Raw genomic sequence first — 15,685 nt, 5'->3', positions numbered from 1 at the left:
CATGCCTACGCAAAACATACCGCTGTGCACTGCCTTTGTCCGTCACCAACGCGTGGCAGCCGGCGCTTATTCCCAGGTGGCCGAAGCGCTGGCGGGCCTTGACCTGCCCACCGGCAGTTTCCTGGTCTTCGACGATGCCACCGGCACCCAGGTCGATTATCCGTGGCCTGCGGATTATGCGCCTGTCCAAGCGGCACCGGCCCAAGTCGATGAAGAGCAGCCTGCAGTGCCTTCGGTCGGCCGTCCCAAGCTGGGCGTGGTTGCGCGGGAAGTCACTCTGCTGCCGCGCCACTGGGAATGGCTGGGCCAACAACGTGGCGGCGCGTCGGCGGCGTTACGCCGGTTGGTGGATGAAGCGCGCAATGTTCATGCAGCCCATGATCAAATGCGCCAGGCCAAAGAAGCCAGCTATCGTTTCATGAGCGCCCTCGGCGGTGACCTGCCAGGGTTTGAAGACGCGTCACGGGCGCTGTTTGCCCATGATGGTGCTGACTTTTCCCATAAGATCGCGCATTGGCCGGTAGACGTGCAGACGTACCTGGCCTGGCTATCACGCAATGCCTTTACCGCATAACAATAATTCAAGGATTCAAACCAGCATGGACGTCACCCCAAAGCGGCCGTTGTGGCAGATCTACCTGATGTTTTTGGCACCCATGGTGCTGTCCAACTTCCTGCAAAGCTTTTCCGGCACCCTCAACGGCATCTATGTCGGGCAGATGCTCGGCACCCAGGCGCTGGCGGCGGTGTCGGGGATGTTCCCCATCGTGTTTTTCTTTATTGCGTTGGTGATCGGCCTGGGGGCGGGCGCTTCAGTGTTGATAGGGCAAGCCTGGGGCGCCCAGGAAACTGCGATGGTCAAGGTGATTACCGGCGCCACCCTGACACTTGGCGCGCTGGTGGGCTTGATCGCGGCAGTGCTGGGCAGCCTGTTCGCGCGCCCGGCGTTGCAGGCGTTGGGTACGCCAATCGATGTGCTCGACGACGCAGTGGGTTATGCCCAGATGATGATGTTGATCATGCCGCTGTTGCTGGTGTTTATCCTCTACACCCAGCTGTTACGGGGAGTGAGTGATACGGTTTCGCCGTTGCTGGCGTTGATGGTCTCGACCCTGGTCGGCCTGCTGCTGACCCCGGCGCTGATTCGCGGCTGGATCGGCCTGCCACCCATGGGGATTCAGAGTGCGGTGTATGCAGGCTTGGTGGGCAACGCGGCGGCCATGCTGTTTCTGATTTTGCGCCTGCGGCATAAAAACCATGTGATGGCGCCGGACCGTGAACTGCTCGCGGCCTTGCGCCTGGACCGGGCGATCCTCGGCAAGGTCCTGCGCATCGGCTTGCCAACCGGCTTGCAGATGGTGGTGTTGTCGCTGTCGGAGCTGGTGATTCTGGCGCTGGTCAACGGTCACGGCTCACAAGCTACGGCGGCCTATGGCGCGGTGACGCAGATCGTCAACTATGTGCAGTTCCCGGCGCTGTCGATTGCGATCACGGCCTCGATCCTCGGTGCCCAGGCGATTGGTGCCGGGCGTCTGGAGCGTATCGGGCCGATCCTGCGCACCGGGCTTGTGATCAATCTGTGTCTCACCGGTGGCTTGATCCTGTTGGGTTACTTGTTGTCCCACTGGTTGCTGGGTTTGTTCATCACGGACGACGCGGCGCGGCTCAATGCCGAGCACCTGCTGCATATCATGCTGTGGAGCATCCTGGTGTTCGGGTTCCAGGCGGTGATCGGCGGGATCATGCGCGCCAGCGGCGTGGTGTTGATGCCGGTGGCGATTTCGATCTTCTGTGTGCTGTGTGTCGAGTTGCCAATGGCGTATCTGTTCAACGCGCACTTCGGCCTGGAAGGCGTGTGGATGGCGTTTCCGGTGACCTACCTGGCGATGCTGGTGTTGCAGACCGCCTATTACCGCTTGGTGTGGCGCCACAAGCAGATCAAACGGCTGGTGTGACTGGTTGCTTCAGGCCTTGCAGTAACAGTTCCAGGCCCTGCAAACCTTCTTGCAGGCGCACGTGTGGGTGTTCGTCACGGGCGATCCACAGGGCCGTGTTGACCAGGCTGCCATTGATCAACTGAGCCAGCGCGACGCTGGGGGCTTGCGCGATGACACCGGCCTGCATCATCGCCTCCAGCAACTGGCGCAGGGATTCCACGCATTGTTGCTGGGAACCGGTATCACCGAGTACGGCAGGCGCATCCTGCAACACGATGCGTTGGATCTCGCCATCCTGGGCCATGCGCAAATAGGCGCGGCAGCGCTCACGAAAGCCGCTCCAGGGCTCCTGCGCCTGGTCGCTGATGCCTTGCAGGCGCGCGTCCATCTGCGCGTCGATCTCGGCGACCACCGCCGCCAATAAACCTTTCTTGTCGCCGAAGTGATGGTACAACGCACCGCGGGTGAGGCCGGCGCGCGCGGTAAAATCATCCATCGAAGTGTTGGCGTAGCCTTGGGTAGCGAAGGCTTGGCGAGCGCTGGCGATCAGCCGGGCACGGGTGGCGTCGATCATTTCGGTACGGACTCGGCTCATGGGTAAGGCTCGCATTAGCTCAGTGAGTGATTGACATACGCTGCGTATGTTACGCATGATTTGTCACATACGCACCGTATGTATTTTGCCTTGCAACCTGCAAATCGCAAGTTTCAAAGGTTGAGGAAGAGGTTAAGCAGGATGGCAAATCCCTACGCCGAGTTATTCCAGGCCCCAGGCAGCCGGGCGTTTGTACTGGCGGGCATGCTTGCGCGCATGCCGATTTCGATGACCGGCATCGGCCTGATCACCATGCTCTCGCAAGTGCATGGCGGCTATGGCCTGGCAGGCTCGGTGGCGGCAGTGTTTGCCCTGGCGACGGCATTCTGCGCGCCGCAGGTATCGCGCCTGGTGGACCGCTACAGCCAAGGCCGGGTGCTGCCGATAGCGGCGCTGATCGGCGGCGGAGCGTTGTTGCTACTGTTGTTGTGTACACGCTTGCAGGCGCCGAACTGGACGCTGTTTGTGTTCGCCGCACTGGCTGGTTGCATGCCGAACATGTCGGCCATGGTACGGGCGCGCTGGACCGAGCTGTACCGCGGCCAGCCCAGGCTGCAAACCGCGTTTGCCCTGGAATCAGTGCTTGATGAGGTGTGTTTTATTATTGGCCCGCCGATTTCGGTGGGGCTGTGCGTGGTGCTGTTCCCGGAAGCGGGTCCATTGGTGGCAGCGGTGCTGTTGGCGGTTGGCGTCACCACGTTTGTGCTGCAGCGCGCGACAGAACCGCCGGTGCATGCGCAACAAGACCACCACGGCCGCTGGTTGATCGCCTCACCGTCGGTATTGATCCTGATGATCCTGCTGCTCGCCATGGGCGTGATCGTGGGTGTGGTGGACGTGGTCAGCGTGGCCTTCGCCCAACACCAGGGCCAACCGGCGGCGGCCAGTATCGTGCTGTCGGTGTACGCCATCGGCTCGTGCCTGGCGGGTTTGGCCTTTGGCATGCTCAAGCTCAAGGCGCCGCTGCCTCGGCAATTTCTGTTTTGCGGCGTGGCCACGGCGTTGACCACATTACCGCTACTGCTGGTGACCAATATCCCCGGTCTGGCGGCGGCGATCTTTATCTCCGGGCTGTTCTTTGCCCCAACGCTGATCGTATCCATGGCCTTGGTGGAGCAGGTGGTGCCGCCCAGCCGCCTGACCGAAGGCATGACCTGGCTGATCACCGGCCTGAGTATCGGCGTGGCCATTGGCGCGGCCAGCTCCGGTTGGATGATCGACCACTTCGGTGCTGCCAGCGGGTTCTGGGTGGCATTGGCGGCTGGGGCGGTGGTGTTGGGCTCGGCGGTGTTTGGGTATCGGCGCTTGGGCGGTCAGCCGAGCGTCGGTAAAGGTTCTGCGCAGTGATGTTGCAAAAACTCATTCAACGCCTGCCGCGTCAGGTCATTGAGCGTTACTTTCTTGCGCGTCGCTGCCAGGGCCGCCGCCAAATGCAGGTCGTGGCCGACGCGTACGTTGAATGAACCCTTGCAAGGTTTCTCTGGGGTTTGCCCCAGCGCCTGGCAGGTTACGAGGTAGTCATCCACGGCCTCACGGAACGCCGCGTCCAGCTCGGCCACGGTTTTGCCTTCGTAGCTCACCAGTGCCTTGATGAACAGCACCTTGCCGAACAGGCAGTTGTCTTCGAGGCTGGCTTCGATAGAGCCGATGTAGCCTTGGTGTTTCAGTTGGTTGTCCACTGAATCAGTTCTCCTGATTTCAATTGTTCGATGATCTGGCGCCGAATGTAGTGTTTCAGTTCGTTGCCAGGGTGAGGCCTGTGCAAGGTGATCATTGCACTGGGGTTGCCGATATCGAATTTTACGCGGCTTCCAGCCCCTTCAATCTGTCTGTAGCCGAGCTGGTGCAGCAGCGTTACCAGCTCAGGCCAGGTAAAAGCCATGTGCTCATTGAGCAGTTTGGCGAGCAGCTTTTCATTTTTGGACACGGCGTTCCCTGCGTGTAACTAAATGTAGTTGCAAAAAGTGGTGTTCGTCAATGCTAGCCTGAGTTTGCGAGCCTTGGCTGAGATTGATGTAACCCTTGATGACACCGCGCTTCACGCCACTTACGCCCCGCTAATTTTTCCTTGTCCGGTTCGTTTTATAGGGACGACGTGCCTTTGTGCTTCCTGCCTATTGTTCCGGACTCCAAGAAATGAATGCTGAAGACTCCTTGAAACTTGCTCGCCGGTTTATCGGGTTGCCCCTGGAGAAACGCAAGGTTTTCCTGCAAGCCCTGCAGAAAGAAGGCGTGGATTTTTCCCGGTTTCCGATTCCGGCGGGCGTGGACGTGGAGGATCGCCAGGCGCTGTCCTACGCGCAGCAGCGCATGTGGTTTCTGTGGCAACTGGACCCGGCCAGTGGCGCATACAACCTGCCCGGCGCCGTGCGGCTCAAGGGCGCCCTCAGCCTGCGCGCACTGGAACAGGCATTCGCAAGCCTGGTGACACGTCATGACACCCTGCGCACGGTCTTCCAGCGCCAGGCCGACGATCGTTTGCTGCAAGTTGCCATCGAGCCATCAGTTGCCGTCGAGCCTCTGGACTTCAGTGCGTTGGCCTTTGACGAACGCGAGCAGGCCGTCAACCAGGCGGCGACCCGTCAATCACTGCTGCCGTTCGATCTGGAAAACGGCCCACTGCTGCGCGTGCAATTGCTCAAGCTCGATGCGCAAGAGCATGTGCTGCTGCTGACCCTGCACCACATCGTCTCCGATGGCTGGTCGATGAATGTGCTGATCGACGAGTTCATTCGCTGCTACGACGCCCACGAACGCAACGAGACGCCGCAATTGCCGGCGCTGCCGATCCAGTACAGCGACTACGCCCTGTGGCAGCGCCGTTGGCTGGAAGCGGGGGAGCAGGCACGCCAGCTTGAATATTGGCAGGCCCGTCTGGGTGATGAGCATCCGGTGCTGGAGCTGCCCACCGATCGCCCGCGGCCGGCCATGCCCAGCTACCAGGGCACCCGGCATAATTTCGCCATCGATTCAGCTCTCGCCGCACAGCTGCGTAGCTGTGCGCAGAAACACAACGTCACCCTGTTCATGTTGCTGCTGGGCGCTTTCAACGTGTTGTTGCATCGCTACACAGGGCAGGGCGATATCCGCGTCGGTGTGCCGATCGCCAATCGTAATCGCAGTGAGGTTGAAGGGCTGATCGGTTTTTTCGTCAACACTCAGGTTCTGCGTACCGAGTTAACCGGGCAAACCCGTGTCGCCGAACTGTTGCAGGGCATCAAGGAGCACGCCCTCGGCGCCCAGGCCCATCAGGAGCTGCCGTTCGAGCGTCTGGTGGAAGCCCTCAAGGTCGAGCGCAGCCTGAGCCATACGCCGCTGTTTCAGGTGATGTACAACCACCAGCCGGTGGTAGCGGACATTGCCTCGGTGAGCACCGCCTCCGGCCTGGAACTGGCGCTGGTGGAGTGGCAAGGCCGTACCACCCAGTTCGACCTGACCCTGGATACCTATGAAAAGTCCGGCACCTTGCAGGCTGCGTTGACCTACGCCAACGACCTGTTTGACGCGCCTTCTATTACGCGTATGGCCGAGCACTGGGTCAGCCTGCTGCAGGCCATGGTTTCCGGCGACGAACACCGCATCGGTGAGTTGCCGATGCTGGCCGCCGATGAGCAGCAGGTGCTGGTCCAGGCATGGAACCAGACGGCCCAGGCGTACCCGACCGCGCAAGGAGTGCATCGGCTCATTGAAGAGCAGGTACAGCGCACCCCGGATGCTCCGGCGCTGGTGTTTGGTGCGACCACGTTGAGCTATGCCCAGCTCGACGCCCGCGCCAACCAGTTGGCCCATGCCCTGCGCGAGCAGGGCGTTGGCCCCGACGTGCTGGTGGGAATCTGTGTGGAGCGCTCGGTGGAAATGGTGGTGGGTTTGCTGGCGATCCTCAAGGCCGGCGGCGCCTACGTGCCGTTGGACCCGGAATACCCCCAGGAACGCCTCGCCTACATGATCGAAGACAGCGGCATCAAGCTGTTGCTCAGCCAGCAGAGCCTGCAGGCTTCGTTGCCGATTAATGGCGTGCAAGTGATCGTTCTGGACCAGGCGCCGGGTTGGCTTGACGGCTATAGCCGCGAATCACCGGCCGTGGCCATCCAGGCGCTCAACCTGGCTTATGTGATCTACACCTCCGGTTCCACCGGCAAACCCAAGGGCGCCGGTAACAGCCATCGGGCGCTGGTCAACCGCTTGTGCTGGATGCAGCAGGCTTACGGCCTGGACGCCAGCGATGCGGTCTTGCAGAAAACCCCGTTCAGCTTCGACGTGTCGGTGTGGGAGTTTTTCTGGCCATTGATGACCGGCGCTCGGTTGGTGGTCGCTGCGCCTGGCGAACATCGCGAGCCGGCGCGGCTGATCGAGACCATCGGCCGCCACGCCATCACCACCTTGCACTTCGTGCCGTCGATGCTCCAGGCGTTTATCCATGAGTCCGGCGTGCAGGCTTGCACGAGCCTCAAGCGCATTGTGTGCAGCGGCGAAGCCTTGCCGTTGGATGCGCAGTTGCAGGTGTTCGCCAAGCTGCCAGCGGCGGCTTTGTTCAACCTCTACGGCCCCACCGAAGCCGCCATCGACGTTACCCACTGGACCTGCATCGACGAAGGCGCCGACAGCGTGCCCATCGGCCGCCCGATCGCCAACCTGGCCACCTATGTGCTCGACGCCCAGCTCAACCCGGTGCCCGCCGGTGTCTCTGGCGAGTTGTACCTGGGCGGTGTCGGCCTGGCGCGCAGCTATCACCGTCGCCCCGGCTTGACCGCCGAACGCTTTGTGCCCAGCCCGTTTATTCGCGGCGAGCGCCTCTATCGTACTGGCGACCGCGTGCGCCAGCGTGCCGATGGCGTGATCGAATACCTCGGTCGTCTCGACCATCAGGTCAAGCTGCGCGGTTTGCGTATCGAGCTGGGCGAAATCGAAACCCGGCTGATGCAACACCCGCAGGTGCGCGAAGCCGTGGTACTGGTGCAGGGCGGCAAACAGCTGGTTGCCTACCTGGTTAACGAAGGTGAAGCACCTACCGACCTCAAGGCTTGGTTGCTCAGCAGCCTGCCGGAATACATGGTGCCCACGCACTTCGTCACCCTGGCCAAACTGCCGGTCACTGCCAACGGCAAGCTCGACCGCAAGGCGCTGCCGTTACCGGATGCCGCGCCGCAGCAAGCCTTTGTCGCGCCTGAAAACGCACTGCAAAAAGCCCTGGCGGCAATCTGGAGTGATGTGCTTGGCGCCGCGCAAGTCGGTCTGGACGATAACTTCTTCGAGCTGGGTGGCGACTCGATTATCTCCATCCAAGTGGTCAGCCGCGCCCGTCAGGCGGGGATTCGCCTCAGCCCGCGTGACCTGTTCCAGTACCAGAGCGTGCGCAGCCTGGCGCTGGTGGCGAGCTTTGAACAGGCGGCGGTTATCGATCAGGGGCCAGTCAGCGGCGAGGTGATCCTCACGCCCGTGCAACACAGCTTTTTCGAGCAGGTGATCCCAGCGCGCCAGCATTGGAACCAGTCGCTGCTGTTGGCCCCGCGTGAAGCCCTGGAGCCCGCGCGCATTGACGCGGCCTTGACCCGATTGATTAACCACCATGACGCCCTGCGCCTGCGTTTTGTGCGCCAGGCAGACGGTTGGCAGCAGGCCCACGCCGAGCCGGTTGCAAGTGCTTCAGTGTGGCAGGCCCAGGTCGCTGACGAGGCGGAGCTGGCCGCACTCTGCGACGAGGCACACCGCAGCCTCGACCTTGAACAGGGTCCGCTGCTGCGCGCGGTACTGGTCTCGATGGCAGACGGCGCCCAGCGCCTGCTGCTGGTGGTGCATCACCTGGTGGTCGATGGCGTGTCGTGGCGCATCCTGCTCGAAGACCTGCAGCAGGCTTACCGCAACGCCGCGTTGCCGACCAAGACCAGTGCCTACCAGGACTGGGCGCAGCAGTTGCAGGCCCATGCGCTGACGCTGGATAACCAACTGCCGTATTGGCAGGCCCAGACCGCGAGCGCCGATCTGCCCTGCGACAACCCCCAGGGCGGCTTGCAGAATCGCCTGGGCAGCAAGCTGGAAATCCGCTTGAGCGCCGAACACACCCGTCAACTGCTGCAAGACGCCCCGGCGGCCTACCGCACCCAGGTCAATGACTTGCTGCTAACCGCGCTGGCGCGCGTGGTCAGCCGCTGGAGCGGGCAGCCTGCCGCGCTGATCCAGCTGGAAGGCCATGGCCGTGAAGACCTGTTCGATACGCTCGACCTGAGCCGTACCGTCGGCTGGTTCACCAGCCTGTTCCCGGTGCGCCTGCAAGCTGATGGCGAGCTGTCGGCGGCGATCAAATCGGTGAAGGAACAACTGCGCGCCGTGCCGCACAAAGGCATTGGCTACGGCCTGCTGCGCTACCTCGGCACGCCTGACGCCCGTCAAGCTCTCTCGAACCTGTCCGCGCCACGCATCACGTTCAACTACCTGGGGCAGTTCGACCGCCAGTTCAACGAGTCGGCGCTGTTCGTTCCCGCCACCCAGGGCAGTGGGCAGGCTCAAGACCCGGAGGCGCCGCTGGCTAACTGGCTGACGGTGGAGGGGCAGGTGTACGGCGGTGAATTGGCCCTGCAGTGGGGGTTCAGCCGTGAAATGTTCGAGGTCGCGACTGTCCAGCAGCTGGCGGATGATTACCAGCAGGAACTGCTGGCACTGATCGCGCATTGCGTCGACCCTAAACAGGGCGGCCTGACACCGGCCGACGTGACCCTGGCGCAATTGACCCAACCCCAGCTCGACGAGTTGGCACTACCGGCAAGGGACGTGCAGGACCTGTACCCGCTGTCGCCGATGCAACAGGGCATGCTGTTTCACAGCCTCTACCAACAGGGCGAGGATGATATTTACGTCAGCCAGCTGCGCGCCGATGTGCACGGCCTGGACGTGGCAGTCTTCCAGCGCGCCTGGGCGCAAGTGCTGGCACGGCATGACATGTTGCGCACCGGGTTTGTCTGGCAGGACGACCAGGGCCAGGCCCTGCAAGTGGTGCATCGCCAGGCCAGCTTGCCGTTCACCGATCTCGACTGGCGTGGCCGTCAGGACCTTCCCGCCGCCCTGGGTAGCCTGGCCGTCGAGCACCACCGCGAGGGCTTCGAGCTGGCGCGTCCGCCGTTGCTGCGAGTGGCGTTGGTACGTACGGCTGAAGACTGCTGGCACTTGATCTACACCAGCCATCACATCCTGATGGATGGCTGGAGTAACGCACTGGTGCTCAATGAAGTGCTGCAGGCCTGCAAGGGCCAGGCATTGGCGCCGGTGGGCGCGGGGTTTTCCCAGCACATCGCCTGGTTGCAGCAGCAGGATCCGGCGTTGGGCGAGGCCTTTTGGCGCCAGCGCCTGGCGCAGTTGGACGAGCCGACGCACCTGGCGCGCAGTGTGGCCAAGAGCGCAGCGCAGAGTGCGGGTGAATACGGTGAAGTCCTGTGTGAGTGGGATGCTATCCAGACTCAGCGCCTGACGGCCTTCGCCCGTGCACACCAAGTGACCCTCAACACCCTGGTGCAATCGGCGTGGCTGTTGCTGCTGCAACGCTACACCGGCCAGTCCAGCGTCGCCTGTGGGGTGACGGTTTCCGGGCGCCCGGCGCAGTTGGCGGATGTCGAGCAGCAAGTCGGCCTGTTCATCAACACCTTGCCGCTGATTGCCGCCGCCAGCCCCGCGCAAAGCGTCAGCGATTGGGTGCGATGCGTACAGGCACTGAACCTGGAAATGCGCGAGCATGAATACACGCCGCTGTTTGATATCCAGCGCTGGGCCGGTTCGGCCGGTGAGGCATTATTCGACACGCTGGTGGTGTTCGAAAACTTCCCGGTGGCCAAGACGCTGGAACAGTCGGGCGAGGGCGGTTTGCGTTTCAGTGGCGTCAGTCATCAGGAGCGCACCAACTACCCGTTGACACTGACCGTGCACGGCGGCGAGCGCCTGAGCCTGCACCTGGAATACCTGCGTGCGCAGTTTGCCACCGACACCGTGCAGCACATTGGCAACTACTTGCAGGGCTTGCTGCAGCAATTTATCCAGGCGCCGGAGCAAGCCGTGGGCGCCATCCCCTTGCTGTTGGAGCCTGAATACACCCGCGTACTGCAAGACTGGAACCCGCGCAGTGTTGCTCAACCGGCCAAGGCAAGCGTATTGCAGCGCTTCGAACAACAAGCCGCGCTGCACCCGCAAAACATCGCGCTGATCCTGGACCAGCAGCGTATGACCTACGCCGACCTCAACCTGCGCGCCAATCGCCTGGCCCATCGTCTGATCGCGTTGGGCGTCAGCGCCGACACCCTGGTGGGCGTGGCGGTGGACCGTTCCCTGGAAATGATCGTTGGCTTGCTGGCGGTGCTCAAGTCCGGTGGCGCTTATGTGCCGCTGGACCCGAAATACCCGGCCGAACGCCTGCAATGCATGATCGAGGACAGCGGTCTGCAATTACTGCTGACTCAGCAGCCGTTGGTGGCGCATCTGCCGATCAGCGCAAACCTGACGCTTGTGTGCCTGGAGTCCGGCGCAGACTGGTTGGCCGATTACAGCGCTGAAAACCCCGTGTCGAGGGCGCAGCCGGCCAACCTGGCCTACGTGATGTTCACTTCCGGCTCGACCGGCAGGCCAAAAGGCGTGGGCATCGACCTGGCGTCCCTGGCCCGGCATGTGGAGGTGTTCACCGAACTGTTTGCGCTGCAGGCCCATGACCGCGTGCTGCAATTTGGCACCTTCAACTTCGACGGTTTTGTCGAGCAGCTCTACCCGGCGCTGTGCTGCGGTGCGGCGGTGGTGGTACGCGGTGGCGAACTGTGGGACAGCGACACCTTCTACCAGCAACTGATTGAACACGATATTTCCGTGGTCGACCTGACCACGGCCTATTGGCTGTCTCTGGTGCGCGACTTTGCAGACCTCGGCCCACGTGATTACGGGCGTTTGCGCCAACTGCACATTGGCGGCGAAGCCATGCCGCCTGAAGGGCTGAATGCCTGGCGCGCAGCGGGCTTGCAGCATGTGCGGTTGCTCAATACCTACGGGCCTACCGAAGCCACGGTGACCGCCACTGCCCTGGACTGCGCCGCGTATGTCGAGGGCCGTGAGGCCTTGCCGTCGATGATGCCGATTGGCCGCGTGCTGGATGGCCGTGCCATTTACCTGCTGGATGCCAACCTCAACCCGGTGCCGGTAGGTGTCGCCGGCGAGTTGGTGATCGGCGGGCCGCTGCTGGCGCGGGGTTATTTCAAGCGTGCGGACCTGACGGCCCACCGCTTCATTCCCGATCCTTTCTGTGCTGACGGCGTCGGCCGTTTGTACCGCACCGGCGACCTGGCGCGCTATCGCGCCGATGGGATGATCGAGTACGTGGGGCGAATCGACCATCAGGTCAAGGTGCGAGGTTTCCGTATCGAGTTGGGTGAAATCGAAGCGCGCCTGCTGGCCCAGGCCAGTGTGCGCGAGGCGCTGGTGATCGCGGCGGACAACCAGTTGGTCGGCTATATCGTGGCCAGCCAGTCATTGTCCGACACCGAGCAGGCCCAGTTGCGCACGCAGCTCAAGGCCGCGTTGCGCCAAGAGCTGCCGGACTACATGGTGCCGGCGCATCTGCTGGTGCTGGAGCGCCTGCCGCTGAGCCCCAACGGCAAGCTCGACCGTGCCGCGCTGCCCAAGCCGGATATCAGCCAAGCCCTGGTCGATTGGGTTGCACCGGTCACCGAGACCGAGCAACGCGTCGCGGCCATCTGGGCCCAGGTGCTGGGCGCCGAACGGGTAGGGCTTAACGATCACTTCTTCGAGATGGGCGGGCATTCGTTGCTCGCAACTCAGGTGGTGTCCCGCTTGCGTCATGGCCTGGGGCTCGAAGTTGCACTGCGCACGCTGTTTGAGCAGCCCGTGCTGGGCGACTTTGTTAACACTCTGGCTGGGGTCAACACTCTGGCCGCGGACAGCGCGTCGGCGCCGGCGATGGTGGCGGCGGATCGCGATCAGCCATTGTTGCTGTCCTATGCCCAGGAACGGCAGTGGTTCCTCTGGCAACTGGACCCACACAGTTCGGCCTATCACGTGCCGAGTGCGCTGCGCTTGAAAGGTCCGCTCGACCGCTGCGCCCTGCAACGTGCCTTCGATACCCTGGTGGCGCGCCACGACAGCCTGCGCACGCATTTTCAGCAAGAAACCGACCGCACGGTGCAAGTGGTCAGCCCACAGGCGCGGATCGAACTCGCATTCGCGCTCACCGACCAAGCGCAGCTCAAATCCAGGGTGCAAGCGCTGGTGGCGCAACCGTTCGATCTGCGCCAGGGGCCGCTGATGCGTGTGAGCCTCTTGCACCTGGCGCAAGACGAGCATGTGCTGGTCCTGGTGCAACATCACATCATCTCCGACGGCTGGTCGATGCAAGTGATGGTCGACGAACTGGTGCAGTTGTATACGGCCTACAGCCAAGACCAGGCCCTGCAATTGCCGGCGATGCCGATCCAGTACGCCGACTACGCAAAATGGCAGCGCGATTGGATGGAAGCCGGTGAAAAGGCGCGCCAGCTCGACTACTGGCGTGAACTGCTCGGCGGCGAGCAACCGGTGCTGGAGTTGCCTTTTGATCACCAGCGCCCTGCGGTACCGTCCCATGGCGGCGCGCGTCTGTATATTGCGCTGCCGACCCCGTTGCTCGATGGCCTCAAGTCGTTGGCCCAGCGCCAAGGTGTGACGCTGTTCATGCTGTTGCTGGCCTCCTACCACGCGCTGTTGCATCGCTACAGCGGCCAGCGGGACATCCGTGTCGGCGTGCCGATCGCCAACCGCAACCGCGTTGAAACCGAACGGCTGATCGGCTTCTTCGTCAACACCCAGGTGCTCAAGGCCGAGATCGACGCGCAAACCACCGTTGCCCTGTTGTTGCAGCAGGTCAAACAGCGCGCCCTGGAAGCCCAGGCCCATCAGGACCTGCCGTTCGAGCAACTGGTCGAGGCCCTGCAACCTGAGCGCAGCCTGAGCTTGAGCCCGTTGTTCCAGGTGGCGTTCAACCACCACATCAGCCAGGCCAGCGAGCATTTACAGCGCCTGGCGCAGTTGGACATGAGCCCGGTGAGCTGGGATGAATCGGCCGCGCATTTCGACCTTACCCTGGATATCGAGGAGTCCCGTGACCAGTTGAGTGCGTCCCTGAGCTATGCGACCGACCTGTTCGAAGCGTCGACCATTGAACGCATGGCCCGTCACTGGCACAACCTGTTGCAGGCGATGGTTGCCGACCAGCAGCAGCCCATCAGCCAGTTGAACCTGCTCAGCCAGGATGAGCAACAGCATATCCTGCAACTGTGGAACCAGGCCGACGCCGGCTTCTCGGCCGAGCGTCTGGTGCATGAGCTGTTTGCTGATCGCGCGCGGGAAAACCCGGATGCGGTGGCGGTCAAATTCGATACGCAAACCCTGACTTATGGCGAGCTGGACCGCCAGGCCAACCGCCTGGCCCATGCACTGATCGCCCGTGGCGTCGGCCCGGAAGTGCGTGTGGCGATTGCCATGCCGCGCAGCGCGGAAATCATGGTGGCGTTCCTCGCGGTGATGAAAGCCGGTGGCGTGTATGTGCCGCTGGACATCGAATACCCGCGTGATCGTTTGCTGTACATGATGCAAGACAGCCGCGCGAAATTGCTGCTGAGCCACAGCAGTGCCTTGGCGCAATTGCCGCTTGCCGAGGGTCTGGACACCCTGGCCATTGACCGCACCGAAGACTGGGCCGGTTATAGCGATACCGCGCCGCAGGTCGATCTGGATGGCGACAACCTCGCCTACGTGATCTATACCTCCGGCTCCACCGGCATGCCCAAGGGCGTGGCCGTTTCCCACGGCCCGTTGGTGGCGCACATCATCGCCACGGGCGAACGCTACGAAACCGGCCCCGCCGACTGCGAATTGCATTTCATGTCCTTTGCCTTCGATGGCTCCCACGAAGGCTGGATGCACCCGCTGATCAACGGCGCCAGCGTGCTGATCCGCGATGACAGCCTGTGGCTGCCGGAATACACCTACGAACAAATGCACCGCCACAACGTGACCATGGCGGTGTTCCCGCCGGTGTACCTGCAACAGTTGGCCGAGCATGCCGAACGCGATGGCAACCCGCCCAACGTGCGCGTGTATTGCTTCGGCGGCGATGCGGTGGCGCAGGCCAGCTACGACCTGGCGTGGCGCGCACTGAAACCGACTTACCTGTTCAACGGCTACGGCCCGACCGAAACCGTGGTCACGCCATTACTGTGGAAAGCCCGTCGCGGCGATCCGTGCGGCGCGGTCTATGCGCCGATCGGCACACTGTTGGGCAACCGCAGCGGCTACGTGCTGGACTCACAACTCAACCTGCAACCCATCGGCGTGGCTGGTGAGCTGTACCTCGGCGGCGAAGGCGTGGCGCGTGGTTATCTGGAGCGCCCGGCGCTTACCGCCGAACGCTTTGTGCCGGACCCGTTCGGCAAGCCCGGCAGCCGCGTTTACCGCAGCGGCGACCTGACCCGTGGCCGTGCGGACGGCGTGGTGGATTACCTCGGGCGCGTCGACCATCAGGTGAAAATTCGTGGTTTCCGTATTGAGTTGGGCGAGATCGAAGCACGCCTGCGCGAGCAGGACAGTGTTGGCGAAACCGTCGTCGTGGCCCAGGAAGGCCTGGCCGGTAAGCAATTGGTCGCCTATGTAGTGCCTGCCACCGTGCAGCTCGACTACACCGCGTTCCGCGACAGCCTGCGCCGGGCCCTGAAAACCCGGCTACCGGATTACATGGTGCCGACGCACTTCATGTTCCTGGACCAAATGCCATTGACCCCCAACGGCAAACTCGACCGCAAGGGCCTGCCCGAGCCGGATGCGAGCCTGATGCAGCAGCACTACGTCGCCCCGCAAACCGAGCTTGAGCAGCAGATCGCCGCGATCTGGGCCGAGATTCTGCACTTGCCTCGCGTGGGCCTGGACGACAACTTCTTCGAAGTGGGCGGCCACTCCTTGCTGGCAATCCAGATCACTTCGCGGGTGCAGGCCGAACTGGGGCTGGAAGTGCCGCTGGTGGAAGTGTTCCAGACCGAAACGTTGCGTGCCTATGTCCAGGCCGCTGCCACCTTCCGCGCCGGCAGCGCGGAAGATTTTGATGACCTTCGTGACTTTTTGAGCGAACTAGAGGCGATTTGAA

General features: G+C 62.6%; 7 protein-coding genes. 4 read left to right on the top strand and 3 right to left on the bottom strand.

Annotated features, from left to right (window positions below; all coding sequences use genetic code 11):
• Position 1: 1 nt before the first annotated feature.
• Together ACQY47_RS01875 and ACQY47_RS01870 are read left to right on the top strand one after the other, a co-directional pair.
• Positions 2-574, top strand: a complete 573-nt coding sequence (locus ACQY47_RS01875; RefSeq protein WP_428555082.1) for a DUF2239 family protein — start codon at positions 2-4, stop codon at positions 572-574.
• Between the two features lie 25 nt (positions 575-599).
• Entirely contained in the window at positions 600-1,955 is a 1,356-nt protein-coding gene (locus ACQY47_RS01870) for an MATE family efflux transporter (RefSeq protein WP_017139597.1), read from the top strand.
• On the opposite strand, the gene ACQY47_RS01865 is transcribed toward ACQY47_RS01870, so the two are convergent.
• Positions 1,939-2,532, bottom strand: a complete 594-nt coding sequence (locus tag ACQY47_RS01865; RefSeq protein WP_428555079.1) for a TetR/AcrR family transcriptional regulator — start codon at positions 2,530-2,532, stop codon at positions 1,939-1,941. The genes ACQY47_RS01870 and ACQY47_RS01865 overlap by 17 nt on opposite strands.
• 141 nt (positions 2,533-2,673) lie before the next feature.
• Here ACQY47_RS01865 and ACQY47_RS01860 point away from each other — a divergent pair, with 141 nt between their 5' ends.
• Positions 2,674-3,879, top strand: coding sequence for an MFS transporter (locus tag ACQY47_RS01860; protein WP_428555076.1), 1,206 nt, complete (start codon positions 2,674-2,676; stop codon positions 3,877-3,879).
• Here the strand turns inward: ACQY47_RS01860 and ACQY47_RS01855 are convergent.
• Both ACQY47_RS01855 and ACQY47_RS01850 read right to left on the bottom strand, forming a co-directional pair.
• A complete protein-coding gene (locus ACQY47_RS01855; protein ID WP_017139594.1) occupies positions 3,846-4,211 on the bottom strand; it encodes a toxin-antitoxin system HicB family antitoxin in 366 nt (121 codons plus the stop codon). The genes ACQY47_RS01860 and ACQY47_RS01855 overlap by 34 nt on opposite strands.
• Positions 4,196-4,459, bottom strand: coding sequence for a type II toxin-antitoxin system HicA family toxin (locus ACQY47_RS01850; protein ID WP_017139593.1), 264 nt, complete (start codon positions 4,457-4,459; stop codon positions 4,196-4,198). The genes ACQY47_RS01855 and ACQY47_RS01850 overlap by 16 nt, the downstream gene beginning before the upstream one ends.
• Before the next feature lie 209 nt (positions 4,460-4,668).
• Between ACQY47_RS01850 and ACQY47_RS01845 the strand changes: the two genes are divergently transcribed.
• Entirely contained in the window at positions 4,669-15,684 is an 11,016-nt protein-coding gene (locus ACQY47_RS01845; protein ID WP_428555071.1) for an amino acid adenylation domain-containing protein, read from the top strand.
• Position 15,685 lies beyond the last annotated feature (1 nt).

Origin of the sequence: Pseudomonas edaphica (assembly GCF_965277385.1) — a bacterium.
In the GTDB taxonomy this organism is placed as follows: domain Bacteria; phylum Pseudomonadota; class Gammaproteobacteria; order Pseudomonadales; family Pseudomonadaceae; genus Aquipseudomonas; species Aquipseudomonas edaphica.
Note: the sequence above shows the minus strand (reverse complement) of the source record. Positions and strands in the feature narration are given on the sequence as shown.

Excerpts from the sequence above, each read along its gene's own strand:
- ACQY47_RS01875 (WP_428555082.1), top strand. The coding sequence starts at position 2 with ATGCCTACGCAAAACATACCGCTGTGCACTGCCTTTGTCCGTCACCAA.
- ACQY47_RS01870 (WP_017139597.1), top strand. The coding sequence starts at position 600 with ATGGACGTCACCCCAAAGCGGCCGTTGTGGCAGATCTACCTGATGTTT.
- ACQY47_RS01865 (WP_428555079.1), bottom strand. The coding sequence starts at position 2,532 with ATGAGCCGAGTCCGTACCGAAATGATCGACGCCACCCGTGCCCGGCTG.
- ACQY47_RS01860 (WP_428555076.1), top strand. The coding sequence starts at position 2,674 with ATGGCAAATCCCTACGCCGAGTTATTCCAGGCCCCAGGCAGCCGGGCG.
- ACQY47_RS01845 (WP_428555071.1), top strand. The coding sequence starts at position 4,669 with ATGAATGCTGAAGACTCCTTGAAACTTGCTCGCCGGTTTATCGGGTTG.